The organism is Ruegeria sp. BJ3, from assembly GCF_056535665.1.
Map to the genome: position 1 here is coordinate 2,219,640 of NZ_JBQFIT010000001.1, position 24,086 is coordinate 2,243,725.

The 24,086-nt window shown below is 61.3% G+C and carries 28 protein-coding genes and 1 tRNA gene; 16 read left to right on the top strand and 13 right to left on the bottom strand.

The genetic code is table 11. The features are described from left to right. Positions 1–152 precede the first annotated feature (152 nt). From terL to ACR3EL_RS11125, 3 genes are read right to left on the bottom strand one after another with little or no spacing between them, the layout of a single operon-like run. Positions 153–1,628 carry a phage terminase large subunit gene (terL, locus tag ACR3EL_RS11115; RefSeq protein WP_480721591.1) on the bottom strand — a complete coding sequence of 492 codons (1,476 nt, stop codon included), beginning with the start codon at positions 1,626–1,628 and terminating at the stop codon, positions 153–155. Beyond that, complete coding sequence (locus ACR3EL_RS11120) at positions 1,615–2,046, bottom strand: DUF5681 domain-containing protein (protein WP_170340452.1); 432 nt, start codon at positions 2,044–2,046, stop codon at positions 1,615–1,617. The genes terL and ACR3EL_RS11120 overlap by 14 nt, the downstream gene beginning before the upstream one ends. Further along, positions 2,039–3,433, bottom strand: a complete 1,395-nt coding sequence (locus ACR3EL_RS11125; protein ID WP_480721593.1) for a site-specific DNA-methyltransferase — start codon at positions 3,431–3,433, stop codon at positions 2,039–2,041. Before ACR3EL_RS11125 ends, ACR3EL_RS11120 begins: the two co-directional genes overlap by 8 nt. A 398-nt stretch (positions 3,434–3,831) precedes the next feature. Here ACR3EL_RS11125 and ACR3EL_RS11130 point away from each other — a divergent pair, with 398 nt between their 5' ends. From ACR3EL_RS11130 to ACR3EL_RS11150, 5 genes are read left to right on the top strand one after another with little or no spacing between them, the layout of a single operon-like run. Beyond that, complete coding sequence (locus ACR3EL_RS11130; RefSeq protein WP_170340450.1) at positions 3,832–4,062, top strand: DUF3489 domain-containing protein; 231 nt, start codon at positions 3,832–3,834, stop codon at positions 4,060–4,062. After that, the gene (locus tag ACR3EL_RS11135; RefSeq protein WP_170340449.1) at positions 4,059–4,475 is read left to right on the top strand and encodes a DUF2924 domain-containing protein; all 417 of its coding nucleotides are present in this window, start codon (positions 4,059–4,061) and stop codon (positions 4,473–4,475) included. Before ACR3EL_RS11130 ends, ACR3EL_RS11135 begins: the two co-directional genes overlap by 4 nt. After that, positions 4,472–4,690 (top strand): hypothetical protein, encoded by a 219-nt coding sequence (locus ACR3EL_RS11140; RefSeq protein ID WP_480722469.1) that lies wholly within the window; start codon positions 4,472–4,474, stop codon positions 4,688–4,690. Before ACR3EL_RS11135 ends, ACR3EL_RS11140 begins: the two co-directional genes overlap by 4 nt. Continuing rightward, complete coding sequence (locus tag ACR3EL_RS11145) at positions 4,687–5,103, top strand: DUF2924 domain-containing protein (protein ID WP_170340449.1); 417 nt, start codon at positions 4,687–4,689, stop codon at positions 5,101–5,103. Before ACR3EL_RS11140 ends, ACR3EL_RS11145 begins: the two co-directional genes overlap by 4 nt. Next, positions 5,100–6,779, top strand: coding sequence for a recombinase family protein (locus ACR3EL_RS11150; RefSeq protein WP_170340447.1), 1,680 nt, complete (start codon positions 5,100–5,102; stop codon positions 6,777–6,779). Before ACR3EL_RS11145 ends, ACR3EL_RS11150 begins: the two co-directional genes overlap by 4 nt. Positions 6,780–7,158: 379 nt before the next feature. Here the strand turns inward: ACR3EL_RS11150 and ACR3EL_RS11155 are convergent. Next, positions 7,159–7,248 (bottom strand) — tRNA-Ser (locus ACR3EL_RS11155). Between the two features lie 205 nt (positions 7,249–7,453). On the opposite strand from ACR3EL_RS11155, the gene ACR3EL_RS11160 reads away from it, so the two are divergent. The 8 genes from ACR3EL_RS11160 to ACR3EL_RS11195 all read left to right on the top strand — a co-directional run bounded on the left by ACR3EL_RS11160 (position 7,454) and on the right by ACR3EL_RS11195 (position 14,908). Continuing rightward, positions 7,454–8,617 (top strand): SPOR domain-containing protein, encoded by a 1,164-nt coding sequence (locus ACR3EL_RS11160; protein WP_480721596.1) that lies wholly within the window; start codon positions 7,454–7,456, stop codon positions 8,615–8,617. A 13-nt stretch (positions 8,618–8,630) separates the two neighbouring features. Then, entirely contained in the window at positions 8,631–9,797 is a 1,167-nt protein-coding gene (locus ACR3EL_RS11165; protein WP_480721598.1) for a D-alanyl-D-alanine carboxypeptidase family protein, read from the top strand. Next, positions 9,794–10,420, top strand: coding sequence for a dTMP kinase (gene tmk, locus ACR3EL_RS11170; protein ID WP_170341058.1), 627 nt, complete (start codon positions 9,794–9,796; stop codon positions 10,418–10,420). The genes ACR3EL_RS11165 and tmk overlap by 4 nt, the downstream gene beginning before the upstream one ends. 7 nt (positions 10,421–10,427) lie before the next feature. Continuing rightward, positions 10,428–11,549 carry a DNA polymerase III subunit delta' gene (locus ACR3EL_RS11175; protein ID WP_480721600.1) on the top strand — a complete coding sequence of 374 codons (1,122 nt, stop codon included), beginning with the start codon at positions 10,428–10,430 and terminating at the stop codon, positions 11,547–11,549. Continuing rightward, the gene (locus ACR3EL_RS11180; RefSeq protein WP_480721602.1) at positions 11,546–12,361 is read left to right on the top strand and encodes a TatD family hydrolase; all 816 of its coding nucleotides are present in this window, start codon (positions 11,546–11,548) and stop codon (positions 12,359–12,361) included. The genes ACR3EL_RS11175 and ACR3EL_RS11180 overlap by 4 nt, the downstream gene beginning before the upstream one ends. Beyond that, entirely contained in the window at positions 12,358–13,155 is a 798-nt protein-coding gene (locus ACR3EL_RS11185; RefSeq protein ID WP_480721603.1) for an MBL fold metallo-hydrolase, read from the top strand. The genes ACR3EL_RS11180 and ACR3EL_RS11185 overlap by 4 nt, the downstream gene beginning before the upstream one ends. A 61-nt stretch (positions 13,156–13,216) precedes the next feature. Then, entirely contained in the window at positions 13,217–14,149 is a 933-nt protein-coding gene (locus tag ACR3EL_RS11190; protein WP_170340433.1) for an AEC family transporter, read from the top strand. 63 nt (positions 14,150–14,212) lie between these two features. Next, positions 14,213–14,908, top strand: a complete 696-nt coding sequence (locus ACR3EL_RS11195) for a CbiX/SirB N-terminal domain-containing protein (protein ID WP_480721606.1) — start codon at positions 14,213–14,215, stop codon at positions 14,906–14,908. A 29-nt stretch (positions 14,909–14,937) separates the two neighbouring features. Here ACR3EL_RS11195 and ACR3EL_RS11200 read toward each other — a convergent pair whose 3' ends face one another. The 5 genes from ACR3EL_RS11200 to ACR3EL_RS11220 all read right to left on the bottom strand — a co-directional run bounded on the left by ACR3EL_RS11200 (position 14,938) and on the right by ACR3EL_RS11220 (position 19,342). Beyond that, the gene (locus ACR3EL_RS11200) at positions 14,938–15,930 is read right to left on the bottom strand and encodes a diguanylate cyclase domain-containing protein (protein ID WP_480721608.1); all 993 of its coding nucleotides are present in this window, start codon (positions 15,928–15,930) and stop codon (positions 14,938–14,940) included. Continuing rightward, positions 15,930–16,514, bottom strand: coding sequence for a heme NO-binding domain-containing protein (locus ACR3EL_RS11205; RefSeq protein WP_480721610.1), 585 nt, complete (start codon positions 16,512–16,514; stop codon positions 15,930–15,932). Before ACR3EL_RS11205 ends, ACR3EL_RS11200 begins: the two co-directional genes overlap by 1 nt. Before the next feature lie 145 nt (positions 16,515–16,659). Beyond that, positions 16,660–18,219 (bottom strand): trimethylamine methyltransferase family protein, encoded by a 1,560-nt coding sequence (locus tag ACR3EL_RS11210; RefSeq protein ID WP_480721612.1) that lies wholly within the window; start codon positions 18,217–18,219, stop codon positions 16,660–16,662. A 119-nt stretch (positions 18,220–18,338) separates the two neighbouring features. Next, on the bottom strand, positions 18,339–19,031 hold the full coding sequence (locus ACR3EL_RS11215) for an HAD family hydrolase (protein ID WP_170340425.1): 693 nt from the start codon (positions 19,029–19,031) through the stop codon (positions 18,339–18,341). A 26-nt stretch (positions 19,032–19,057) separates the two neighbouring features. After that, positions 19,058–19,342 carry a DUF3572 domain-containing protein gene (locus ACR3EL_RS11220; protein WP_093964931.1) on the bottom strand — a complete coding sequence of 95 codons (285 nt, stop codon included), beginning with the start codon at positions 19,340–19,342 and terminating at the stop codon, positions 19,058–19,060. 88 nt (positions 19,343–19,430) lie between these two features. Here ACR3EL_RS11220 and ACR3EL_RS11225 point away from each other — a divergent pair, with 88 nt between their 5' ends. Beyond that, on the top strand, positions 19,431–20,831 hold the full coding sequence (locus tag ACR3EL_RS11225; protein WP_170340423.1) for a diguanylate cyclase: 1,401 nt from the start codon (positions 19,431–19,433) through the stop codon (positions 20,829–20,831). A 5-nt stretch (positions 20,832–20,836) separates the two neighbouring features. On the opposite strand, the gene ACR3EL_RS11230 is transcribed toward ACR3EL_RS11225, so the two are convergent. Genes ACR3EL_RS11230 through ACR3EL_RS11245 form a run of 4 tightly spaced genes read right to left on the bottom strand, consistent with a single transcriptional unit; the run spans position 20,837 to position 22,738 of the window. Further along, positions 20,837–21,307 (bottom strand): periplasmic heavy metal sensor, encoded by a 471-nt coding sequence (locus ACR3EL_RS11230; RefSeq protein ID WP_170340417.1) that lies wholly within the window; start codon positions 21,305–21,307, stop codon positions 20,837–20,839. Further along, on the bottom strand, positions 21,304–21,657 hold the full coding sequence (locus tag ACR3EL_RS11235; protein WP_254429904.1) for a hypothetical protein: 354 nt from the start codon (positions 21,655–21,657) through the stop codon (positions 21,304–21,306). Before ACR3EL_RS11235 ends, ACR3EL_RS11230 begins: the two co-directional genes overlap by 4 nt. Beyond that, positions 21,650–22,264: an RNA polymerase sigma factor gene (locus tag ACR3EL_RS11240; protein WP_093964927.1), complete on the bottom strand. Its 615-nt coding sequence runs from the start codon at positions 22,262–22,264 to the stop codon at positions 21,650–21,652. The genes ACR3EL_RS11235 and ACR3EL_RS11240 overlap by 8 nt, the downstream gene beginning before the upstream one ends. A 6-nt stretch (positions 22,265–22,270) precedes the next feature. Beyond that, a complete protein-coding gene (locus tag ACR3EL_RS11245) occupies positions 22,271–22,738 on the bottom strand; it encodes an EF-hand domain-containing protein (RefSeq protein ID WP_170340413.1) in 468 nt (155 codons plus the stop codon). Between the two features lie 218 nt (positions 22,739–22,956). On the opposite strand from ACR3EL_RS11245, the gene ACR3EL_RS11250 reads away from it, so the two are divergent. Together ACR3EL_RS11250 and ACR3EL_RS11255 are read left to right on the top strand one after the other, a co-directional pair. Beyond that, positions 22,957–23,355 (top strand): DUF983 domain-containing protein, encoded by a 399-nt coding sequence (locus ACR3EL_RS11250; protein WP_093964925.1) that lies wholly within the window; start codon positions 22,957–22,959, stop codon positions 23,353–23,355. Between the two features lie 24 nt (positions 23,356–23,379). Next, positions 23,380–24,081, top strand: coding sequence for an NUDIX hydrolase (locus tag ACR3EL_RS11255; RefSeq protein WP_170340412.1), 702 nt, complete (start codon positions 23,380–23,382; stop codon positions 24,079–24,081). Positions 24,082–24,086: the final 5 nt, after the last annotated feature.

Below are 24,086 nucleotides of genomic sequence, written 5' to 3' on the forward strand. Positions count from 1 at the left end.
ATCTCGGCCGCCTCACGCCGGGCAAAGTGAACAGCCCCATCCGCATAACCCTCTAAAACAACGGAAAAATCCGGCCGCAACCGGATGGGGAGAACGCTTTCTCGGGGGCAAGTGGCGGAACGGAAGGGATTCGAATTGTCGGGACGGCGGCGTTACCGCCGCCTCACGCGCGTTTGGTTCTGTTCACGCCGCGCGACGTTGATCGGGTGTTCCCGACCGAGGGCGCGATAGAAGCCGTTGCCCTTTGACCAGTTTAGGAACTGGCTGAAGCTGTCGACCTGGTCATCGTTCCGTCCGCGTGGGAAGGACTGAAGCTCGCGCTTGAAGGTTGCCAGCCAAGGGGAGTCGGCCGGCAGACACACCTTGCCCGCCTCCACCGGGGCACAGGCCGCGTTGAAGCGGATCTCCTTGTCCTTGTCGGGGGTCACCCGGTTGAAGCGCTTGTCATCCTGGAATAACTCCTGGAACAACGGCCGACCGGTCGCGGCATCCTCGATCAGAACCGTCTCGGGATCCCATTGCCCAACCAAGGTCAGCACCTTCGATTTCAGTTCGGGGTAGTCCAGTTGCCCGCGCCAGAGATCGAGCAGATGCCAGTGGGGCGGCAGGAACCCCCAGGTCGTGCCGACGGAATAGTCCGACCGCGGATCTGACGAGGTGCCGGTATCCCAACTCTGGACGACCAGGTGATAGTGGTGCCGCGGCAGGACCTCGTCAAAGGTGCCAAACCACTCCCAGCGCAGCGGAGATCCGTCTGGTGCGATCGGGTTCTGCTGGTACTGGCAGTTGAAGATCGCCGTGCCCATTTCACGGCGCATGCGATCGAGCGTCTCCCGGTCGAGCTTCGCCGGGAACAGCAGGTCCCCCGGCCTGCGCCGATGCACTTGCCCGCGCCCGATCGGTATGACCTCGTTCTCCTCCGCGATGGCCGGCAGGTTCAGGTGCCGGTAGGTGCCCTTGTCAAGGAGGTAGCCCGGTGGGTCCATCTCGTGCAGCCGCTGGGCGATCATCACCACCCTGCCCTCCGCTGGATTGTCGAAGCGAGACAGCAACGTGCCTTCGATGAACTCCTGCGCCCGGATCAGTTCCGCCTCGGAATTGGCGTCCCCGGCCTTCATCAGGTCGTCGATGATGATGTAGTCGGCGCCATGGCCGGTCACCGAACTGCCGATGGACACCGCCTTGCGACTGCCGCCCGCGGTGGTGCGGATTTCTTCCACGGTATTGCCCTTTTTCGCCAGCCGAGTCCCGGGGAACATCTCGCGGTACCAGCGCGACGACATGACCCGCCGGCAATCCTCGGAATGCTTGCGGGCGAGATCAAGGCCATAGCTGGCCACGATGATCTTGGCGCCCGGATGGTGTCCCAGCAGAAAGGCCACGTAGGAAACCGCCACGGTTACGGATTTCAGGCAGCGGGGCGGAATGTTGATCACCAGCCGCTTGTTCTCGCCACTGCGCACTTCGTCCAGAGCATGGCACATCGCGCGCACATGCCAAGCCGGCTCAAACGTACCATTGGGCCCGTGATGGAGGGTGTCGAACACCCTCCACACGAACGGGAAGAAGTTGTCCCGGCAGAGATTGATGGCGGCCTGCCGAACCGTGCGCGGTTCAGGTACCGTCATAATCATCCTCCTGGTCCTCGACATCCTCTTGACCCGCTTGCGGGGAGGAGAAGAAATCCCGGAGGATGTCATAGTCTACCGGCTCGGGCCTGCCCGAGAGACCAGCCTCAGTATCGTGAGCCTCGCTGTCGCCAAACAGGTCCGCATCAAGCTTCAGAAGGGCCAACAGCGCCTTCGAATCTCCCTTCAAGGCACTGGCCGTCAGCCGCTTGGCCATGGCTTCCGCCTTGGTGATCCGGATCTCGCGGTTGCCCTCGCGGACCGTGATTTTCGATTCAAGCTCCCGCTTGAGGCTGGCACTCAACCCCCTGGCACCTTTCGGCCGCCCTTTCGGATTGCCCGACTGGCCTTTCTTGAACCGCGTTTGTTTCGGCGGCTTGCCATATCCCACCTCGTAGTCCTTTTCGTCATCAGACATGGCGGACCTCCTTTTTCGCGACGGCATTTGCCTGAGCAGCCCGGCCGTCAAAGGTCTCGCCGGTGACCGCATGCACGACCTGTTCACCCGTCATCTCCTGCCAGCGACGGATGGCGACATCGACGTAAGCCGGGTCCAACTCGATCAGCCGCGCCCGGCGCCCGGTCTTCTCGGCCGCCAGCAGCGTGGCGCCGGAGCCGCCGAAGGCATCGAGCACTACGTCGCCACGATGGCTCACATCCATGATCGCGTCCGCCACCAGCGCCGTCGGCTTGACCGTGGGGTGATCGGCCAAATCGGCCTCGCGCCCCTTGCCGAAGCTGTTGACCCCGGCATAGTCCCAGACATTGGTGCGGTTGCGGCCATGCTTGCCCAGCTCCACGTTGTTGATGTGCCGCGCACCCGGCTTCTTGAAGATGCAAACCATCTCGTGCTTGGAGCGGTAGAGGCTGCCCATGCCGCCATTGGTCTTGTTCCAGACGCAGAGATTGATGAGGTCGAGACCGCCGGCCTTACCCATTGCGATCAGGTCCTCGATGTGGCGCCAGTCCATGCAGACCATGGCGATGCCGCCTGCAGGCAGATTGGCCACGACATGGGTCAGGAACGTCTGGAGAAAGCTGCGGAACTCCGTGTCGGTCATCTCGCCCGAGGCCATGGCGAACTCGCGGTGGCTGCCATCCTTGCCCAAGCGCACATGCCCCTGCACCGGCACATTGTAGGGCGGGTCGGTGAAGACCATGCGCGGCACATCACCATCCAGCACAGAGGCATAGCCGTCCGCTTCCAATGCATTGCCGCAGAGGATGCGGTGATCCCCGAGCAGCCAGATGTCGCCGGGCCGGGTGATGGCGACTTTTGCCGGGTTCGGCTCTTCAACGGTTTCCGGCTGACGCGCATCCGTGTCACCGGCACCGCTGATGAGGAGGTCGATCTCCGCCACCTCGAAGCCGGTGATGTCGAGACCGAACTCCAGCTCGCCATCCAGGCTCAGGTCCATCAGCTCGGCAAACTCGATCTGCAGCGCCGCCTGGTTCCAGTCGGACAGTTCCGCGAGCCTATTGTCGGCGATGCGCAGGGCGCGCACCTCGGCCGGGCTCAGGTGACCGGCCACCACGGTCGGTACCGTGGTGAGGCCAAGCGCCTTCGCTGCCTCGAACCGGCCATGACCGGCAATGATCACGCCGTCGCCGTCGACCAGGATCGGGGTGACGAAGCCGAACTGTCGTACCGAGGCTTTCAGCTTGTCGATGCTCTTTACCGTGTGAACGCGATTGTTCTTGGCGTAAGGCTTGAGGTCTGCAATCGGCGTCTGCACAACCTTTTCGGCCATCCAGACAGGGGCGGTCGATGCTGCGGCATCGCGGGGTTGGGATTGGGTACGCATGCGCGCCTCCATTCATCTGGGCTGTCGCAACAGCCGGGGATCGAATGGACCGCTTCGGGGAATTCGGAGAGAGCACGAACAGCAACTGCCCGGATCCAGCGATCCGGTTCATTGCCTCTTTCGATGCTCCCTTTGGGCGCTCGGGCCCGGTGAGTGCTTCTGGCAGGATTTGAAGGTCCTGCGTGAGGCACACCGAATATAACCACCCAACCAGAAAGAATCAAGTTTTTGTTTTTTTCCAGTGCGTTACGACACCTACGATTCTTCGTTAGCGCCAGCGGATTCAGGCTGGACTACCGGTGCGAACCACGCATCACTGGTCCCACGCCCGACATGTTCGGGCTCACCTCGGTACCGGGGCACGGCATCCCGCCCCTCTGAACACGAGGAGACCAGACATGCCCAAAACCAAACACACCAAGACCGATAGGGTACAAACCCTGCTTCGCCACCCCGCAGGTGCCAGCCTCGCGGACATCTGCAAGGCCACCGGCTGGCAGCAACACTCGGCCCGGGCCGCCCTCAGCATGTTGCGCAAGAAAGGCGCAACGATCGAACGCAGAGCATCGGATAAACCGGGCGCGCCGGCCACCTACCACCTCGTTGCCGAGGCGGAGGCGCAGGCATGACCTTCCCAGCGGAAATCGCCGAGCTGGAAGCGATGGATCGGAAGGGCTTGTTGTTGCTCTGGCAGCAGCTGTTCGACCGCCCTGCCCCGGCAATGCTGAGCCAGCCCTTCCTGCGCCGCTTCCTCGCCTTCGAACTGCAGGCCCGCCGTCATGGCGGGCTCTCCCGGAAGGTGACGGCTGCGCTGGACAAGGGGGCGGACCAAAAGCCACGGCCGACGCCCCCTGCCCTCAAACCCGGGGGACGCCTGCTGCGCGAATGGAACGGGGTGACCCATGTGGTCGATGTCACCGAGGACGGTTTTGCCTGGAACGGTCGCGCCTACCGCTCGCTTTCGGCCATCGCCCGCGAGATCACCGGGGCGCACTGGTCCGGCCCCCGTTTTTTCGGTCTCACTGGAAAGGGCGCCAGATGAGCCCGCGTCGCAAAGTCCGCTGCGCCATCTACACCCGCAAGTCCTCCGAGGACGGGCTGGACCAGGACTTCAACTCGCTGGATGCGCAACACGAGGCCTGCGCCGCCCTCAGCATGTTGCGCAAGAAAGGCGCAACGATCGAACGCAGAGCATCGGATAAACCGGGCGCGCCGGCCACCTACCACCTCGTTGCCGAGGCGGAGGCGCAGGCATGACCTTCCCAGCGGAAATCGCCGAGCTGGAAGCGATGGATCGGAAGGGCTTGTTGTTGCTCTGGCAGCAGCTGTTCGACCGCCCTGCCCCGGCAATGCTGAGCCAGCCCTTCCTGCGCCGCTTCCTCGCCTTCGAACTGCAGGCCCGCCGTCATGGCGGGCTCTCCCGGAAGGTGACGGCTGCGCTGGACAAGGGGGCGGACCAAAAGCCACGGCCGACGCCCCCTGCCCTCAAACCCGGGGGACGCCTGCTGCGCGAATGGAACGGGGTGACCCATGTGGTCGATGTCACCGAGGACGGTTTTGCCTGGAACGGTCGCGCCTACCGCTCGCTTTCGGCCATCGCCCGCGAGATCACCGGGGCGCACTGGTCCGGCCCCCGTTTTTTCGGTCTCACTGGAAAGGGCGCCAGATGAGCCCGCGTCGCAAAGTCCGCTGCGCCATCTACACCCGCAAGTCCTCCGAGGACGGGCTGGACCAGGACTTCAACTCGCTGGATGCGCAACACGAGGCCTGCGCCGCCTATGTCGCTAGCCAGCGTCACGAGGGCTGGTCACTGCTGCCACAGCGATACGACGACGGCGGCCTCTCCGGCGGCACGCTCGAACGCCCTGCCCTGCAGCGGCTTCTGGAAGAGATCGATGCCGGGCGCATCGACATGGTGGTGGTCTACAAGATCGACCGGTTGACCCGCTCACTCACCGACTTCGCCAAGCTCGTCGAGCGGCTCGAACAGGCCAACTGCTCCTTCGTCTCGGTGACGCAGTCCTTCAACACCTCGTCATCCATGGGTCGACTGACCCTGAACGTGCTGCTGTCCTTTGCCCAGTTCGAACGCGAGGTAACGGCCGAGCGCATCCGCGACAAGATCGCCGCCTCCAAGAAGAAAGGCCTCTGGATGGGCGGCAACCTGCCCTTGGGTTTCGACCGCCACCCTGATCCCAAAGCCCGCACGCTGGTGGTGAACCAGGAAGAGGCCAGCACCGTCCGGCGCCTCTTTGATCTCTACGCGGAACTGCGCTGCCTGCGCCGGGTGGCGGAGCGGGCCGCTGCCGAGGGGTTGTGCTCGAAACGGGTTGTCCGAGCTGATGGCACCGTTAGGGGCAATCGCCTGCTGTCGCGCGGCCAGATCTACTACCTGCTGCGCAACCCGGTCTATCGCGGCCAGATCCGCCACAAGGACAAGCTCTGGCCCGGCCAGCACCCGGCGATCGTCGACGAGGACCTGTGGGAACGGGTGCAGGAGAGGATGCGGCAAGCCTCACAACGGTCCCGCGCGCAACCCTCACCCGATACTCCATCCAGAGGGACGGCCCCCGGCGCCTGGCTGACCGGCAAGCTGCGAGATGACACCGGCGATTGGCTCACCCCGACCCACACCACCCGCAAGGGCCGACGGCTACGCTACTACGTCTCCAACAGGCTGATCTCCGGGGGCACGGATCCCACCGGTTGGCGATTGTCAGGACCAGCATTGGAGACGGCGGTTAGCAACATCGTGATCACACATCTGCAGGAGGCATCCGCATCGCACCGGATCCTCGCGCGGCCCGAGGCCGGGTCCGCATCTGTAATCAAGTCCGCGGTCGCAGAACTGGCCACCCGGCTCCGCGACACCGGCGGAACGATTTGCGCCGGCCTGCTTGCCTCTGGCACGCTCAAGCGCGGGCGGATCTGCCTCGACCTGGACGGCAAGGCCCTGGCAAGCGCGCTTGGCCATTCGCCAGACGATCTGAACCCGGACCTGCTCAGAATCGAAGCGCCTTTCGACCTGCGACGCCGCGGCGTCGAAGCCAAGATCATCGCCGGCGATGTGCAGCCTCACCCGGATCCGCATCTCCGCTCCATGCTGGTCCGCGCCCATGGCTGGGTCCGCAATCTGAAAAGTGGCGTCCAGCTGGTCAACATTGCGCGCGAGGAACAGGTGCCCGCCTCCTTCATCCGCACCCGCGCCCAACTCGCCTTCCTGTCGCCGAAGATCCAGGCCGCGATTCTCGACGGCAGCCAGCCGCCGGAGCTTACCCTCAAGCGCCTGGTCAGCGTCACCCACCCGCTGGATTGGGCGGAGCAGGAGCGCATCTTCGGCTTCTGAAACTCTCCAAAATTCCGGCTTCCCTGATACCCGGTGTGACGTCCCTGTTCCGACGCAGAACTTCCCTGTTACCGTGAAAAAATTTCCCTGTTCCACAGTTTAGGGAATTTGGGGCGTAAATCATTGATATCACGCCATTATCACAAAGACAAAATCAGGAAATTCCGCCAAAAATGCCGAAATTCGCTGTAAACTCCCTGTTATCAGGGAAAATCCGCCCAAAGCGACCCCGCGAAAATACGGAACTGAGACTGGCGTTAGAACCGTGGCCTAGTTGTGCTTGCTAGATCGTCTCTGATAGAAAACGGGTATGGTAAACCGCTGATGTCGCGGCAGAAATCCGGGGCAGAAAGTATCAATAGAGTGAGACGGGAATGGGTGGCGGGGAGACAGGGATTCGAACCCTGGGGACGCTCTCACGCCCAACGGTTTTCAAGACCGCCGCATTCGACCACTCTGCCACCTCCCCGGCGCAGGCAGCGGTCTAGGACGAACATCGGTTGGTGGCAAGTCCAAAAGAGGGATTTCTTGCCGAAGCCGGACCCGCGGTCTTTCCTTGAAACAACCCGCAGGTTATGATTTGCGCAAGGACTGCAGGAGGCCGGCAAAAGAACCGGTCGAACCGCGGTTGGGGCCAGCCACGCAAAGGCCCTACAGGCAAGGGATAACACAATATGAAGCGAGCGACAGAGACACGCTTTGGACCGCGGCCGTTGGCGGTGCTGGTTGTTGCATTGACTGCGCTGACGGGATGCGACGAAGCTTTGAACACAGGCAAGTCTTCCTCTAAGGCAGCCAGTGACGATGGGCAGACCCAAAGCAACACCACGGAACTGTTCCCCGAAGTCGCCAGCGGCTCTCAGCGCGATATTGAAGCGCCGGACGTCTTCGAAGTGACCGAGGCCGGGCTATGGGATGGGCGTCCCTCGTTGGGTGGCATCTGGGTGGCGCACCCCAGCGCATCTCAGCCCGAGCGGGTCGCCATCAAGAACACAAGCAACAACAAGACCGTGACGGGCGCCTTGTTCCGCCGGGAACGAAACCTGCCCGGGCCAGCCCTTCAGGTGTCCTCGGCAGCGGCTGAAAAACTGGGAATGCTTGCCGGCGCTCCTGCCCGTCTGCAGGTGGTTGCACTCCGTCGCGAAACGATCGAGCCGGAGCCTGCACCGGAACCCGAAGCAGCCCCGACCGAAGAAACTGCAGACGCCGCCGAAGCAACCACAGCCGAAGAAATCACAACGGCCGGGCCCGACGAAAAGGTCGAAGAAAAGCCGGCCAAGCGGAAATGGTGGCAGAAAAAGACACCTGAAAACACCGGTGCCATGGTCGCCGGTGCTGCCGCGGCCGGAGCGGCCGCAAGCGCCGCGGCCGACGAAACTGCGCCCGCGATTGAGGAAGCGGCAGATGCGTCCGCGACCGCTGCATTGACGGATCCGGTCGTCGCACCGCCGCCCGCCCCGAAGAAACGCAAGTGGTGGCAGAAGAAAGATCCCAATGAAATTACCGAGACGCCGCTGGACCCGATCGCAGGTGCCGCGGCCGCCATTGACGCATCCGAGCCGACGCCGGCTGCGGCGGCCAGTGCCACAGCCGCATCGTCGAACCTGACCAAACCTTATGTTCAGATTGGAACGTTCGGAGTTGAAGCGAACGCGAAAGCCGCCGCCGAAAAGGTCCGCACGAACGGATTGGCGGCCGAAGTTCTGGAACTGGAGTCTGCGGGCAAGTCGGTCTGGCGTGTACTGGTCGGCCCTGCCACGACGCGCACCGAACGCAAAGCGATCCTCGGAGATATGAAAGACCTGGGCTTTACCGATGCCTTTATCGTGAAGAACTGAACAGGAGGGTCCAATGCTGACCTCACTCAAATCGGCTGTTCTGGCCGCGGGCCTTGCCCTGCTTGCCCTGCCGGTTCACGCCTTCGACACGTCCGCGCGCGCGGCTTATGTGATCGACCAGACGACAGGCACTGTGCTGTTGTCGAAGAATGCCGATGAACCGCTTCCACCGGCATCGATGTCCAAGCTGATGACGCTCTACGTGGCATTCGAAGCCCTGCGCGACGGTCGACTGACGCTGGATGAAACGCTTCCGGTCTCGGAACACGCCATGAGCTATGGCGGCTCGACCATGTTCCTGAACACGCAGGACCGGGTCCGGGTCGAGGACCTGCTGCGCGGCATCATCGTCCTGTCCGGCAATGACGCCTGTGTTGTGATCGCCGAAGCGCTCAGCCCGGACGGCACCGAGGCCGGCTTTGCGCGCTACATGACCCAACGCGCCAGGCAGATGGGCATGAACCACTCGAACTTCACCAACTCGAACGGCTGGCCTGCTGCAGGTCACATGATGTCGGTGCATGATCTGGCCGTGCTGGCCGACAGGCTGATCACCGATTTTCCCGAATACTATCCGCTGTTTGCCGAGGAAACCTTCGAATTCGACGGCCGTGCCCCGTCGAACGTGAACAACCGCAATCCGCTGCTGAAACTGGATATCGGTGCCGATGGCCTGAAGACCGGCCACACGCAAGAGGCGGGCTATGGCCTTGTCGGTTCGGCCAAGCAAGGCGATCGCCGGGTGGTCTTCGTTCTTTCCGGGCTCGACAGCATCTCTCGCCGGGCAGAGGAGGCTGAGGCCGTGGTCAACTGGTCGTTTCGAAATTTTATCGAGAGGACAGTTGCCAACGCCGAGACGCCGATAGCACAGGCCAAAGTGTGGATGGGCGCGCAAAAGACGGTTGGGCTTGTGCCCGACGGTGACCTCACCCTTCTGTTCCCCGTTCTGGGCGATCAGAACGTGCAGGCCGAAGTCGTGTATCAAGGCCCGATCAACGCTCCGATCGTCAAGGGCCAACAACTGGCCGAACTTGTGATACAACCCGAAGGTTTGCCCGAAATCCGGCGCCCCCTTGTCGCAGCCGAGGATGTGGCGATGGGCGGGTTTTTGGTGCGGCTGATGACCGTGGGCGGCATCGTCCTGAAAGACATGATCAATACCCCACTGGAGTCGATGTGAGCCCGCGCGGTCTATTCCTGACATTCGAGGGGATCGACGGTTCGGGCAAGTCCACGCAGGCCCGCAGGCTGGCAGAAAGCCTCGAGGCGGCCGGACATGACGTTGTTCTGACGCGCGAGCCGGGCGGTTCGCCCGGGGCCGAGGAAATTCGCCGACTGGTCCTCGAAGGCGACCCCGACAGGTGGTCGGCGGAAACCGAAATTCTTCTGTTCACGGCCGCACGACGCGATCATTTGGAGCGCACGATCGAACCGGCCTTGAATGCGGGTAAGATCGTGATTTGCGATAGGTTCGCCGACAGCACCCGAATGTATCAGGGCCTGTCGCGCGGAGATCTGCGCGCGCTGGTGGACCAACTCCACGGCCTGATGATCGGCCGCGAGCCCGATCTGACCTTGCTGATCGATATGGATCCGGAAATCGGGCTCTCCCGCGCCAAGGGTAGGCAAGGCACCGAAGAACGGTTCGAGGATTTTGGCCCGGCCCTTCAAAAACGTATGCGCTCGGGTTTCCTTGCGCTGGCGGACGAGTTCAAAGACCGGTTCCGTGTGATCGATGGCAATCGCGACGTGGACAGCGTGGCCGTGGATGTGAGAGAAACCGTCCTGAAGGTTCTGCGGTAATTCACGAATGAGCGACGACACACCCACACCGGACCAGGCGCCCGGCGCGCTTCACCCGCGCGAAACACGCAAGCTGGTTGGACAGGATGCGGCCGAGCAAGCCTTCCTGACCGCCTTTGCATCTGACCGGCTGCATCACGCGTGGCTTCTGACCGGCCCTCGTGGCGTGGGCAAAGCGACCCTGGCATGGCGCATCGCGCGGTTTCTGCTTGCCACGCCGCCGCAACAGGATGACGGGCTGTTCGGTGCGCCCGAGGCTCCGACAACACTCGACATCGCGCCGGACCACCCGGTTGCAGCAAGGATGCTGGCCGGGGCCGAACCCGGTCTGGCCGCGATCACCAGATCCTTGAATGATCAGGGCCGCCTGCGCAACGAGATCGTTGTCGATGACATCCGAAAACTGGGGCGCTTCTTCGGCCTCAGTTCAGCGGACGGAGGGCGCCGCGTGGTTATCGTGGATGCGGCGGACGAAATGAATGTCAGCGCCGCAAACGCGTTGTTGAAAATGCTCGAAGAGCCTCCTGCCCGCACGACACTGCTTCTGGTTTCGCATCAGCCGTCACGGCTGTTGCCGACGATCCGCTCGCGGTGCCGCACCCTGCGCCTGTCACCGCTGTCGCCGGAGGATATGAAATCGGCGCTGGCACAGACCGGCGCCGAGTTGCCTCCGCAATCCGATCACCTCGCGGCTTTGGCCGCCGGTTCCGTAGGCGACGCGGTAAGGCTGATCAATCTGGGCGGGATGGAGATCTATGCCGAGCTGATCCAGATACTGGGCACCCTGCCCCGCCTCGACCGCCAGCGCGCGCTGGCTTTGGCCGAAGCGGCCGCGCAGCGCGGAGCAGCCGAGCGCTATGACCTGCTTTTGAATCTGATTGACATCGCTCTGTCTCGCCTTGCTCTGACAGGTGCGACCGGCGCGCCTCCGCAGCCAGAAGCTGCGCCAAACGAGTCCGAAGTGCTATTGCGCCTGTCATCCTCGCGCCCCCAAGCCTTGGGCTGGGCCGAGGCCGCATCCATCATCACGGCCCGTGCACGGCACGGGCAGGCGGTGAACCTTGACCCTGTCGCCGTCGTCCTAGATACGGTGTTCAAGATTCAGGAAACCGCCGGTCCGAGCAGATGAGCGACACGCCCCAACCTCCCGCAATCACTGACAGCCATTGCCATCTGGATTTCCCGGATTTCGAGGGCCAGCTGGACGCAATCATCGCTCGTGCGGCCGAAGTGGGCGTGACACGGATGGTGACGATCTGCACACGTCTGCGCAATGAGCCGACCGTGCGCGCGATCGCCGAAACATATGCCCCGGTTTTCTACGCTGCCGGCACCCACCCCATGAGCGCGTCCGAAGAGCCACTGGCAAGCGTCGATGAACTCGTCGCATTGTCCCGACATGCAAAATTTGTCGGCATCGGCGAAACCGGGCTGGACTATCACTACACCGCCGACAGCGCCGAAATCCAAAAACGCTCGTTGCGGGTTCACATTCAGGCCGCCCAAAGTACAGGCTTGCCGCTGATCATTCACGCCCGTGCAGCCGACGAGGACATGGTGACAATCCTGCAAGACGAGTTTCGGAACGCACCTTACTCCTGTGTGATGCATTGCTTCTCGTCCTCGGCCGAACTGGCACGGGCGGCGTTGGATTTGGGGTTCTACCTCTCCATGTCCGGCATCGCGGCCTTTCCAAAAAGCCAAGAGCTGAGGGATATCTTTGCGGCAGCGCCTGTCGATCGAATTCTGGTAGAAACCGACGCACCATATCTGGCCCCGCCGCCCCACCGGGGCAAGCGGAACGAGCCCGGCTATACCGCTTTCACCGCCCGGGTCGGCGCCGAGCTGTTTGGCATGGACTACCCGGACTTTGCAGCGCAGACCCAGGAGAACTTTGATCGACTGTTTGCGAAGGCGGCCGCCTACCCGGTTGCCGCATGAGCATGCTGCGGTTCACCATCCTGGGCTGTGGCTCCTCTGGCGGCGTCCCCCGGTTGGGTGGGCATTGGGGAGATTGTGACCCGCAAAATCCGCGCAATATCCGCCGCCGATGCTCGATGCTGGTTGAACGGGACGGGCCGGACGGCACGACCTCGGTATTGATCGACACGACCCCGGACATGCGCAGCCAACTGCTGGACACCGGAACCGGACGCCTCGACGCCGTTGTCTACACACACTCGCATGCCGATCATGTCCACGGCATCGATGACCTGCGCATGATCGTTTTCAACATGCGCGCGCGGGTACCCGTTTGGGCGGATGGCGACACGCAAAACGCATTGCTGGGGCGGTTCGGCTACGCGTTCATTCAACCCGAAGGCTCGCCCTATCCACCGATCCTCGACCTGAAGACTATTGACGGCCCGTTCGAGATAGACGGTCCGGGAGGATCAATCCCGTTTCGCCCGTTCAAGGTGAACCACGGATCGATCGATGCGCTTGGTTTTCGTATGAACAACCTGGCCTATCTGCCTGATGTTGCGGAAATCTACGATGATGCCTGGCCCGAGCTTCAGGGATTGGACTGCCTCGTGATTGACGCGCTGCGCCGGAACCCGCATCCGACCCATGCCCACCTGGAAAAGACCCTTGGCTGGATCGAACAGCTAAAGCCGGCTCGGGCGGTTCTGACCAATATGCACATCGATCTGGACTATGCAGCCGTCGATGCCGAGACCCCGGACTATGTCGAGCCTGCCTATGACGGCTTGGTGATCCGGCAACCATTGTAGGACATCGGATTGCACGCGCTTCCCCCAGCTCTGACCGAACTGCCTGGATTGAGGTCGTGACATGTTGCAAAGCCTGATCGACGTCATCCTTCCGGTTTTTCTTGTGATTGGGGCCGGCTATGTCTCGACGCTGACGGGTTACTTCAAAGAAGTGCATATCGACGGGCTGATGAAGTTCACGCAGGGGTTCGCAATCCCCTGCCTGCTGTTTCTGGCCATCGCCCATCTGGACCTGAGCGCCAGCTTTGACCCGCGCCTTCTGGGCAGTTTCTATACCGCCGCAGCTCTGTGTTTCCTTGCGGGGGCTTTCGGCGCTCGCCTGATATTCAAGCGCGAATGGGAAGATTGCGTCGCGATCGGGTTCTGCTGCCTGTTTTCGAACTCGGTCCTGCTGGGCCTGCCAATCACCGAACGCGCCTATGGTCCCGACAACCTGACCGGAAACTATGCGATCATCGCGTTCCACTCGCCGTTCTGCTACTGCGTCGGTATTACCGTGATGGAGGTCATCCGCAACCGAGGCAATGGCGGTATGCGCATGGCCCGGTCGGTGCTTTCGGCAATGTTCAAGAACGCGCTGATCCTGGGTATTGCTCTGGGCTTCATCGTCAATCTCACGGGTGTCGGTATTCCGGCTGTGGCAGACGAGGCCCTGAGCCTGGTGACCCGCGCAGCACTGCCCGGTGCCCTATTCGCCCTGGGAGGAGTTCTGGTCAAGTACAAGCCCGAAGGCGACCTGCGGACAATCGGCTATGTTTGCTGCGTTTCACTTGTTCTGCATCCAAGCCTGGTTTGGTTGTTCGGTACAGCGACCGCCCTGCCGCAAGATCTTTTCCGCTCGGGCGTTCTGAACGCGGCGATGGCGCCCGGTTTCAACGCCTACATCTTCGCCAATATGTACGGCCGGGCCAAACGAGTTGCCGCCTCTTCGGTATTGATCGGCACAGGCGTGTCCATTCTTACGGTATGGATGTGGTTGACGTTGCTCGGGTAAAGACGAATTGACTTTGCGGGAGGGCGCCACACCTATCCCGAAACAGAATAAGGAAGCCCAAGCATGCCGACTGCTGTCATCGTAGCGCATGGCCAACCCTCCGACCCAGACCCGGCCGAGGCATCCCTGGCCAAACTGGCCACTCGGATCGATCAACTGACGGATAGAGTCACAGTCAGATCGGCGACCCTCGCCGCGCCAGGTGCATTGGAAAAAGTCCTTGATGACATTCCGGACGGCAGCGCGATTTATCCGTTGTTTATGGCGAAAGGGTGGTTTGTGACTTCTGCGCTTCCCAAACGCCTTGAAGGGCGTGCAGTACGGCAACTCGACCCGCTGGGCGTTGACCCGCAGCTACCCAACCTGGTGGCGCGCGCCCTGCGACCTTTGATCGACGAGCAAGGTTGGAGCACCACGTCGACGGATCTGCTGATTGCCGCACACGGCTCAGGCCGCAGCCGCAACCCGGCAGCCGTCACCCACGAATTCGCTGACCGTTTGGCCGGGTTGATATCACTGAAATCAATCCGCTGCGGATTTGTCGAAGAAGCCCCATCGATCAGTGACGCTGCGAAAATGACCGGGGACCATGCGACCTGCCTGCCGTTTTTTGCCTGCACCGGGGGCCACGTGTTGGATGATATTCCCGCCGAGCTGGGTAAGGCCGCATTTCGCGGCCCGGTGCTGCCTGTGGTCGGCGAGTTGGATGAAATCCAGTCGCATGTCGCGCGGACATTGGACGGGGCTTTCGCTGATTAGCCAAGCAGCCAGCCTATCGACGCACCGGGCTACTCCGGTGCCGGCGCCTCTTCGGAATAGAAGCGATGGCAAGACCGACCGTTTCGCTTGGCCTCGTACAGGGCCAAATCCGCCGCGTGCAGAATCTCAGCCGGTTTCGGGGACAGGAACTGTGACGTTAGGGCGGTCCCGATGCTCGCCGAAATCGCGCAGGTCTCGCCCTCGAAAACCATTGGTTTCTGAAGGCGGCCAATCAGGCGATTGGCGATCCGTTCAAGTTGAGCCCTGCTCGACAGGCTTTTGAATATCAGAACAAATTCATCGCCGCCGATCCGGGCGACCGTATCGTCGCTGCGGGTTTCTTCCAGCATGATCCGTGCGGCCTGGGACAGGACATAGTCGCCCGCGGCATGTCCCAATTCGTCGTTCACGGCTTTGAAGAAATCCAAATCCAGATGCATCAACGCAAAAGTGGATTTCGTTGAAACCAAATGCTCGAGGATATGGTCCATCGCGCGCCGGTTCTTGAGGCCGGTTAGAGTATCGGTATAGGCCTGTTCCTCGGCCGCAAGCATTGCCCCCTGAAGCCGCAGGTTCAACGACCTCGAAGCCTCCATCGCTGCAGACTTGGCCTCGACTAGGTAGAGCAATTCAATCGCGAGATCGGTTCCCGAGAAATCCGCGCTTGTCAGGGCATAGTCCCGTACGGCGTCCAGGATCGAGATCCCGAAGGACAGGTTGATAACCGCGCCTGCATCGTCAGGCAGCGGCGCCACCAAACCCTTCAATGCTGTGCGCGGTTCATCGTGAAGCTTGAGATGAAGCTTGGTACCTGCCGTCGCCATCAACGCCGGCATAGTCGTCACGGTTCTGGGCCTTACCAGTTCAAATATTTCCAGAAATTCGCTGCCAACCAACGGCTGGTCGGGGCGCAGTTTTTGCAGTGTCGGCCCGACCTGAAGGATACGCCCATCCTGATCCACCAAGGTGAACATCGGGCACAACGTCTCCAACATCCTGCCCAGTTGATCCAGATCCATCATCAGTTCCGCGCCCCCAGATCAAAGTGACGACCCTCGGCAAAGGCGCTTTCGACCAGAACCATCGAGATGACGTCCACCCCGCCCCTCTGCCCGGCATGCCTCAGAATCACGAGCGCGCCATAGTCGTCCGCCATTGCTCGCAAGATCCCGATCATGACATTGGCATACCCATCCAGCCCGGGATGGCAGTGCAGTTCGAATTCGGTGGGCGAGCGCTCCTGCAGTTCCAGGGCAGGCAACTCAAGGTCAGAGACCGCCAGTTTGACCCGATCGGCCAGATCATCCAAAGACTGCAGAAACTCGACATAGGTGACACCGCCAAAGCGCAGAAGGCGCCGCAACCCTTCCATGTTGGGGTGTGAGACCAGATAGGTTCCAAGATCCTCGAGGAACTCGTCCCGCGAACGGTTCAGTTGATCGCAGACCACGTCCAGCAGGCGATATGACTTTTCCCGGTCGTATACGAGCATCGCTTCGAACTCGGCGAACCCAAGTTCAGCGGCCTCGGTCGCCCGAAGCCAGCGCTCACGCCCATACGTCGCGCATACAAACGATTGAACTGCCTTGTTGATCAATCCGTGCATGAATGCCCTCAAAAAGGTTTCATGCCCGATCCCACCTCAAAGATCTTAACAAAGGCCAAATGCGGAAGTTCAAGATGGGGAAAATTAACCAAAATCCCAGACTGAGACATCCTGCCGTTCCGGCTGCCTGCCCAGTGGGGCGGTGTCAGAAATCGGTCGGCGCGCCCCCTTCGGCTTTGCGCCGTGCGACGAAGTCAGCCAGTTCCTCTCGGACGCCTTCATCCATCGGCGGAGCCTCAAAACTGTTGATGATCTCCTTGAACATCAGATGCGCCCGTTCGGCTGTCCAGATCCCACCCGCGACTTCCCAACCCTCGTAGTTTTTCCAATCGCTCAGGAAGGGTTGATAGAACGCGGTGGTATAGCGATCCTGGGTGTGTTGGATGCCAAAGAAGTGCCCATCGTTCCCGACCGCGCGGATGGCTTCCAGTGCGATTTCGTCTGGGCCTGTGGCGCAGATCTCAGGCTGCATATACCTTTGAATTTGCTGCAATATCTCGCAGTCCATGATGAACTTCTCCGGACTCGCGATCAGACCGCCCTCCAGCCATCCGGCTGCGTGATAGACCATATTGGTCCCCGACTGCACCGCCGCCCAGAGTGAATTCGACGTCTCCCAGACGGCCTGGCCGTCCGGCACATTGGCCGCGCAGACACCGGACGAGCGCAAGGGCAGCCCATAGAACCGCGCCATCTGGCCGGTCATCTGGGTCGACCGGATGTATTCAGGCGTGCCAAACGCGGGCGCACCGGACTTCATGTCGACATTCGAGGTGAATGTCCCGATGACACAGGGGATGCCGGGCCGGACGTACTGGAACAAGGCAATCGCACACAGCGCCTCGGCCAGCGACTGCGCAACTGCCCCAGACATCGTAACCGGGGCCATCGCCCCCGCCAACGTGAAAGGCGTGACGACGATCGCCTGCCCCCGCCGGGCCAGACGCAGGCACCCGTCGATCATCGGGTGGTCGTGTTTCAGAGGCGAGGTCGAGTTGATGTTGGTGTACATGCGCGGTGACGCCTCGAATTCCTCGTGGCTGAGACCGCCTGCGATGCGCACCATTTCCATGACATCCTCGACGCGCTCTTTGCCCAGCGAATAGGCATGCATCGCCTTGTCCGTCAGCGTCAGCTTGTCATATAGGACATCCAGGTGCCGGACGCTGGCGTGCAGGTCAACCGGCTCGACCGGGTAGCCCCCGGCAAAATGGATGCAGTTGAAATACTGCGTCAGCTTCAACAGGTTCCGGCACATTTCACGGTTGCCGGGTACCTTCTTGCCGATCTCCATGTCCCAGTAGTTCGGCGGTGACGAGACATTTCCGAACAACATCGTCTTGCCGCCGATCTCGATCGTGTGGTTCGGGTTGCGCGGCGTGATTGTAAAGGTCGAAGGCGCCTTGGCGACCATTTCCATGACGAAGTCACGGCCCATGCGCACGTTGTCGCCATTGATGATACATCCAGCTTCACGCAGGATCTCCAAGGCTTCTTGGTTGTAGAACTCGATGCCGATTTCCTCGAGAATACGCATGGCACCGTCATGAATGGCTTCGACGCCCTCCGGGCCCAACGGTTCGGTTGGCCGGTCGATGTTGATCGGCGGATTCCAAGGCATCTGGTCGATGACTGCCGCACCTCGGCGCGCTGCAGCGCCTGCGCGTCCACCACCCCTGCGCTTGCGAGTATTCGTGTCGGCCATCTGTTCCTCCGGCGTTTGTTACTCTCAAACAAGACCCGAAGTCCGGCCTCTGGCCGCTCTGTCTGCGACAGCCAAGGTCGGTTTCAACTCATGAACCGCCGATTTTCAGGCAAGGCGCTTTAACGAAGGTTCAGCCAGCCGGGGATGTGGCTGATATCGGGAAGAACGACATCTGCCATCGGTGCAAGATCCTCAACCCTGGCCAGTCCGGTCAGAACACCGATCGTGGTCATGCCGGCGGCGCGACCGGCCTCCAGATCGTGCAGACTGTCGCCGACCATGGCGATCCGCTCCGGTGCGACGCCAACATGTTGGGCAAAAGCCAACAACTGGCCGGGCCCAGGCTTGAACCCGTGGCCACTGTCATACCCCGCAATGAAATCGAAATAGGTCTCGATTCCGACCGAGGCCAGGTGCCGTTTCGCCGGCATCTCGCCGTCATTGGTCGCAACACCCAGCTTCTTGCCGGCGTCTTTCAAGGATTGCAGAAACGGTTCAAGCGCAACGGCCTCGACCTGAGGCGCATGGGCAGAAGCCGCATTCAAGGTCTGAACCAGATCCTCGCGGGACCAGCCGTCAAGGTCTGGGAACAAGGCGCCTGCGACCTCGTCGACGGTGCCAGCGATCACGATACTGTCCTCGGAATAGGTCTCTGTCGCGAAGTCAAAGCCAATGCTCTTTCCAAGCACGGACGCACGCGCATTGTCGCCCTCGCTCAGACGCAGCAGCACCGCCTTGCCGAACGCCCCCCACGTGGCGGCGAAATCAAACAGGGTTCCGTCCTTGTCAAAAACCAGCGCATCAATCGACATGCATTCTTGCTCCTGCGCGGACCCGTTCAGGTCCAATGAACATCCGCGCCGCCTGACAGGACGCTTCGGGCCTGGGCCGGTTGATCGTAGGGGACAGCGTTTGCGTCACAAAAGGCCAACACCCACGAATCGTCAAGCATCAGAAATTCCAGCACCGAAGCAAGAAACTCGGGCTCTGTGGCGCGGTCCCTCAGGTCATCCGTCGACGCGCCGGTCGAACCAAGGAAAACAGGCAACAATTCATCGTTCCCAACAAGCCACCCAAGCGCTTTCAAGGCCAGAGTTTCGGCGAATTCGGCAGAGATCGGCATGATCAGGCCCCGGTTCGAAGATTTGGAAAGGGTTTGTTAACCAGACTCATAAACACTTTGGCAAGGCATGCAATCTACGGTGAAAACAATGTCCGTGCAGGGAACCATCCTTGTCCTCGACGGGGTCTCGACCAATCGCATCATGCTGAAGGTGCAACTGACGGCGGCGTGGTATCATGTCGTGCAGGGCGAGAAGCTGGCTGGTCTTGGGGCGTTGCTGCGGCGGACCCGGCCGGATCTGGTGCTGACGGCCCAGACACTGCCAGACGGAGACGCGGGCGACGTCAAAAGACTGATGCTGTCCGTTCCGGCCCTGCAGGATGTCCCTGTGGTCGCGATTGCGCCTCAGAACGATCGGACCGCCCGGCTGCGGAACCTGTCCGAGGGGCTGGATGACGTTCTGGCCTATCCGTTCAAAGATACGCTGTTGCTGGCGCGTGTGCGAAGCCTGCTGCGCGCCCGTGCGGAAACTCAGGATCTGAAGAACAGTGGCAACCCTCAATCCGTGGGATTTGCCGAAGCCCCCGCAGCAATGATCACGCCCGCGCGGCATGGTCAGATCGCCGTCTTGGCCCACACCGCACGTACTCGCACGCTGTGGCACAAGGCCCTGAACGGACGAACGCAGCATTCGGTGTGCAGCCATACCCTGCCCAACCTTAGCGGCGTCTTGTCTGGCACCATACCTGACGCGATAGTTGTCGAACTGAACAGCGATCCATCCGGCCTGAACATGTTGGCCGACCTCAAATCCCGCACCGGCACCCGGCGGACCGCTCTGATCGGAATCATTCCCGATGACAACGCCACTCTTGCCGCCGAGGCCTTGGATCGTGGCGCCGATGCAATTTGCCTCGGAGGGTTCTGCCCTGACGAAGTATCGCTTCGGGTCGAGGCGTTGATTGCACGCAAGGCGCATGACGAGCAAATGCGCGACTCGTTGCGCCGTGGAATTGAGGAATCGTGGATCGACACGCTGACCGGCCTGAACAACCGTCGTTTCGCACAGACCGCGATGGACCAATTGCTGCACAGCTCGGTGCACAAACAGCGGGGTTTCGCGATCATGCTGGCCGACCTGGACCATTTTAAATCCATCAATGACCGTTACGGCCACAGTGCCGGTGACAGGGTTTTGGTCGAGGCCGGAAAACGGATGAAACGTGCTTTCGGACCTGACGGTTTCCTCGCCCGCATCGGAGGAGAGGAATTCCTGTTCGGACTGCCAAACGCGACCCGCGAAAAGGCGCTCAGGAAGGCGGCCGATATCTGCAGCGGCGTCAGCAGCGTACCGATCGTCCTGCCGGACATTCCTGCCCGGCTTCCGGTGACGGTCAGCATCGGGCTGAAGGTGTGCGAGCCACCCTTCTCCCCAATTCCGGACGGCTCACTGTCGGCCGAAAGCCTGATCAAATGCGCGGACAAGGCGCTTTATGCGGCAAAGCAGGCCGGCCGGAACCAGGTGTGGATGAAACAGAACGCGGCCTAAGCGAGTCAGTCCTTGCGTTTCTTGGGATCCGGGCGCCGCTTCAACACGTCTTCCAGGCGGTCGGCATAAGCTTTTCGTTCTTTGTCGGACATGGCCGAAACCCGAGCCAGCCACTGCTCTTGCAGAGCCGCCTGGATTTCGTCATTCGCCCGGGCTTGTTCTTCCAGCAGGTTCTGGACTTCATCGCGGTCGAACGGAATGGCCCGCAGCGCCTTGCCAAGCGCCTTGAAATCACGAGACCTTTTCTCGGCCCCGCGCCGATGCTTGTCGGCCAGATCGCCTCTCAACGCCTTGCGTTCCGGATCAGGAAGAGCGCGGTACAGGGCAGGTCCAAATCCGGGAGGAACATCGTCCCGCACACCATGAAACCGCAGCGCAGTCCCGATGATCACCCCGGCGACCAGCAGGTTCAGACCAAGGGATACCACCAGCAGCACAGGCACCCAGCGCCGTGGGGGTTTGACGTCTTCATTCATTCCGCTTCCTCCAGAAACGCGGCCTCGAGACCGAGATTGGCGACCATGTAGGATGCATCCTGGGTCATTATGTAATTTGCCGGGTCCGGCAGAAAGGACGGCGCGGCAAAGCCGACCCATGCGCCAACCACGCTGGCCGCCGCAAGCCCACTGAGCGCCTGCCAGCCCCCGAGACCGGCAACGAGATTGCCCAGAAACCCTTGTGACTTGGGTTTCGCTGTTTTTGTCGCCGCAAGCCGGATGGCCTCGGCATCCGTCAGGATACGAACCGCCAAATCGTCGGGCAGATCAACATGTGCCTGCCGTGCCTCGGCAAACAAGAGATCCAGTTCTGTATCTTGGTCAGACATGGTCATACCCCAACTCTTCCTGACGGCCTGACAGTATGGCCGTCAACGACCGCTTTCCGCGGGCAACAAGACTTTCTACCGCTTCTACGGAAATCCTCATGATTCCCGCGATTTCCGGATTGGACAACTCCTCGATATGCCTGAGAATGACAGCTTCGCGCTGCCGTTCGGGCAATTGTGCCAAGGCCGCTTGCAACGCATCCACGCGGGCGTTTTGCTGCATTCGGTCCACGACACTGGGCTGGTCGTCCTCAGGCTCTGGCACATCGTCCAATGTGCCTGCCGTTTTCTTCCGCCGCAGATCGACACACAGGTTCAAGACCACGCGGTACAACCAGGTCGAGATCTTGGCCTGCCCCGGAACCCAGTCCGCCGCCACTTTCCACAGCCGAAGCATCGCTTCCTGGGTTACGTCTTCGGCCTCTGCCCTGTTGTTCAACATGCGCAGAGCAACCGAATAGCACCGCGGCCCCAACCGATCGGTCAACAGGCGTGCTGCCTGGGCGTCGCCTTCGGCAAACCGCTTCAGCAACACGTCGTCGCTGCAGGCATCCGCGGCGACCGTGTCGCCGCGGACAGTATGCGCAGAGGACGGCACGTCCTTCATCCTGCGTCAGTTGTTGTCTGGGTCCGGGCGGCCACCCTTCTTGTGGTGCCGACCCATTCCATCCCGTGCATTGGCGAACTCCTGCTCGGACAGCGAACCGTTTCCATCCGCATCAAGGCGGTCAAACATCTTGTCAGCCCGGCGCGGTTTCGGCAACTCGTCCGCAGTCAGAAAGCCGTCTTTGTCGGCATCATGACGCTCGAACATGTCGGAAACGCGGTCGTTTGCCTTCTTCTGGGCCTCGGCCTGCATTTCTTCGACGCTGATCTTTCCGTCACCGTCGGTATCGGCCGAGGTGAACTTCTGCAGGCGATGGGCCTCCATCTCGGCCTTGGTCACCTGGCCGTCACCGTTCGCATCCAGCTCCTGAAAGCTGACCGGTTCACGGTCGCGAGGTCCTTTGGCCAGCGCAGCCGTCCCGGTGACGGCAACTGCAGACAGAATGATGGCCGAGATAAATTTTGCGCTCTTCATTGCTCGTTTCCTTTGTTGTCGCGGCCCTGTGCCGCTGCTTACATTCATTCAAACGCGGACCGGCAAAGTTTCCGTCGCTGTCCGCAAATTTTTTTCCGGCATTGAAACCTGCATTTCCGGTCAATATTTTTGAGAGGGTCGGTGCAAAGCGACGCACCCCCCTTTTCTGCGGGATGAAACAAGCGCAATATCTCCGAAATCCGAGCGCGAGTATCAAGATGACAGATCAAACCATCGACACCCTCCCTCAGGAGGAACGCCCCACGTGGCCCGCCATCGTGAAAGGGTTCCGGTGCAAATGCCCCAACTGCGGCAAAGGCAAGCTGTTGCATAGCTACCTGAAGGTGAATGATACCTGCGCAAACTGCGGTCAGGAATTGTTTCACCACAGGGCAGATGACGGGCCGGCCTACTTGACCATTTTGCTGGTCGGACATCTTCTGGCTCCGGCGCTGCATGTCACTTACGTCGGCCTGCGCCCGTCTCCGTGGGCCATGGCAATCGGCTTTTCGATCGCGTGCGTTGCGCTGTCGCTGTTCCTTCTGCCCAGGCTCAAAGGAGCGGTCGTCGGCTTTCAATGGGCCCGGAAGATGCACGGGTTCGACGACAGCAAGTGACCCGTCAATGCAGCTGAGCTTCTCATGACCGTGGACAAATCCGCAATTCGCGACGCCGCGACGATCATAGTTTTGCGCGACCGTTTTCGAACCCCGTCGATCCTGATGGGCCAACGTGGTGCCGCGGCGGCCTTCATGCCGAACAAGTTCGTGTTTCCGGGGGGTGCCGTGGATGCCGAGGACGCGCAAGTTCCGCTGGCCACTCCGGTACCCGAGATTTGCCGGCAACGGCTGAGCGATCAGGCCCCTGCCGGGTTGCATGTGCCACTGGCGGCGGCGGCAATTCGCGAGTTGTGGGAGGAGACCGGCCTTATCCTCGGTGCCCGGGATACCTGGCCGGGTCCGGTTCCACATGCCTGGACCGGCTTCGCGGAAAGAGGCTACATTCCGTCGGCTGAAGCGCTGCAGTTCGTGTTCCGCGCGGTTACCCCGCCCGGACGCCCACGACGGTTCGACGCCCGGTTTTTTCTTTTGGACGCAGATGCCATCGACGGTGATCTGGACGACTTCAGCCAGGCTTCGGATGAGCTGTCACATCTACAGTGGATTCCGTTGGAACAGGCGCGGGAGTTCGACTTGCCGTTCATCACCGAGGTTGTTCTGTCGGAAGTCGAGGCGCGCGTATCAGATACAACGCCCCCCGACTCTGTGCCGTTCTTTCTGAACAACGAAGAAGCCAGCCTGTTCCAGCGCCTCAAGGGCCACCCGATGCCCGAAGCAGACTGAGCCAC

Coding starts and splice junctions, on each gene's coding strand:
- terL (WP_480721591.1), bottom strand. CDS start 1,628: ATGACGGTACCTGAACCGCGCACGGTTCGGCAGGCCGCCATCAATCTC.
- ACR3EL_RS11120 (WP_170340452.1), bottom strand. CDS start 2,046: ATGTCTGATGACGAAAAGGACTACGAGGTGGGATATGGCAAGCCGCCG.
- ACR3EL_RS11125 (WP_480721593.1), bottom strand. CDS start 3,433: ATGCGTACCCAATCCCAACCCCGCGATGCCGCAGCATCGACCGCCCCT.
- ACR3EL_RS11130 (WP_170340450.1), top strand. CDS start 3,832: ATGCCCAAAACCAAACACACCAAGACCGATAGGGTACAAACCCTGCTT.
- ACR3EL_RS11135 (WP_170340449.1), top strand. CDS start 4,059: ATGACCTTCCCAGCGGAAATCGCCGAGCTGGAAGCGATGGATCGGAAG.
- ACR3EL_RS11140 (WP_480722469.1), top strand. CDS start 4,472: ATGAGCCCGCGTCGCAAAGTCCGCTGCGCCATCTACACCCGCAAGTCC.
- ACR3EL_RS11145 (WP_170340449.1), top strand. CDS start 4,687: ATGACCTTCCCAGCGGAAATCGCCGAGCTGGAAGCGATGGATCGGAAG.
- ACR3EL_RS11150 (WP_170340447.1), top strand. CDS start 5,100: ATGAGCCCGCGTCGCAAAGTCCGCTGCGCCATCTACACCCGCAAGTCC.
- ACR3EL_RS11160 (WP_480721596.1), top strand. CDS start 7,454: ATGAAGCGAGCGACAGAGACACGCTTTGGACCGCGGCCGTTGGCGGTG.
- ACR3EL_RS11165 (WP_480721598.1), top strand. CDS start 8,631: ATGCTGACCTCACTCAAATCGGCTGTTCTGGCCGCGGGCCTTGCCCTG.
- ACR3EL_RS11175 (WP_480721600.1), top strand. CDS start 10,428: ATGAGCGACGACACACCCACACCGGACCAGGCGCCCGGCGCGCTTCAC.
- ACR3EL_RS11180 (WP_480721602.1), top strand. CDS start 11,546: ATGAGCGACACGCCCCAACCTCCCGCAATCACTGACAGCCATTGCCAT.
- ACR3EL_RS11185 (WP_480721603.1), top strand. CDS start 12,358: ATGAGCATGCTGCGGTTCACCATCCTGGGCTGTGGCTCCTCTGGCGGC.
- ACR3EL_RS11190 (WP_170340433.1), top strand. CDS start 13,217: ATGTTGCAAAGCCTGATCGACGTCATCCTTCCGGTTTTTCTTGTGATT.
- ACR3EL_RS11195 (WP_480721606.1), top strand. CDS start 14,213: ATGCCGACTGCTGTCATCGTAGCGCATGGCCAACCCTCCGACCCAGAC.
- ACR3EL_RS11200 (WP_480721608.1), bottom strand. CDS start 15,930: ATGATGGATCTGGATCAACTGGGCAGGATGTTGGAGACGTTGTGCCCG.
- ACR3EL_RS11205 (WP_480721610.1), bottom strand. CDS start 16,514: ATGCACGGATTGATCAACAAGGCAGTTCAATCGTTTGTATGCGCGACG.
- ACR3EL_RS11210 (WP_480721612.1), bottom strand. CDS start 18,219: ATGGCCGACACGAATACTCGCAAGCGCAGGGGTGGTGGACGCGCAGGC.
- ACR3EL_RS11215 (WP_170340425.1), bottom strand. CDS start 19,031: ATGTCGATTGATGCGCTGGTTTTTGACAAGGACGGAACCCTGTTTGAT.
- ACR3EL_RS11220 (WP_093964931.1), bottom strand. CDS start 19,342: ATGCCGATCTCTGCCGAATTCGCCGAAACTCTGGCCTTGAAAGCGCTT.
- ACR3EL_RS11225 (WP_170340423.1), top strand. CDS start 19,431: ATGTCCGTGCAGGGAACCATCCTTGTCCTCGACGGGGTCTCGACCAAT.
- ACR3EL_RS11230 (WP_170340417.1), bottom strand. CDS start 21,307: ATGAATGAAGACGTCAAACCCCCACGGCGCTGGGTGCCTGTGCTGCTG.
- ACR3EL_RS11235 (WP_254429904.1), bottom strand. CDS start 21,657: ATGTCTGACCAAGATACAGAACTGGATCTCTTGTTTGCCGAGGCACGG.
- ACR3EL_RS11240 (WP_093964927.1), bottom strand. CDS start 22,264: ATGAAGGACGTGCCGTCCTCTGCGCATACTGTCCGCGGCGACACGGTC.
- ACR3EL_RS11245 (WP_170340413.1), bottom strand. CDS start 22,738: ATGAAGAGCGCAAAATTTATCTCGGCCATCATTCTGTCTGCAGTTGCC.
- ACR3EL_RS11250 (WP_093964925.1), top strand. CDS start 22,957: ATGACAGATCAAACCATCGACACCCTCCCTCAGGAGGAACGCCCCACG.
- ACR3EL_RS11255 (WP_170340412.1), top strand. CDS start 23,380: ATGACCGTGGACAAATCCGCAATTCGCGACGCCGCGACGATCATAGTT.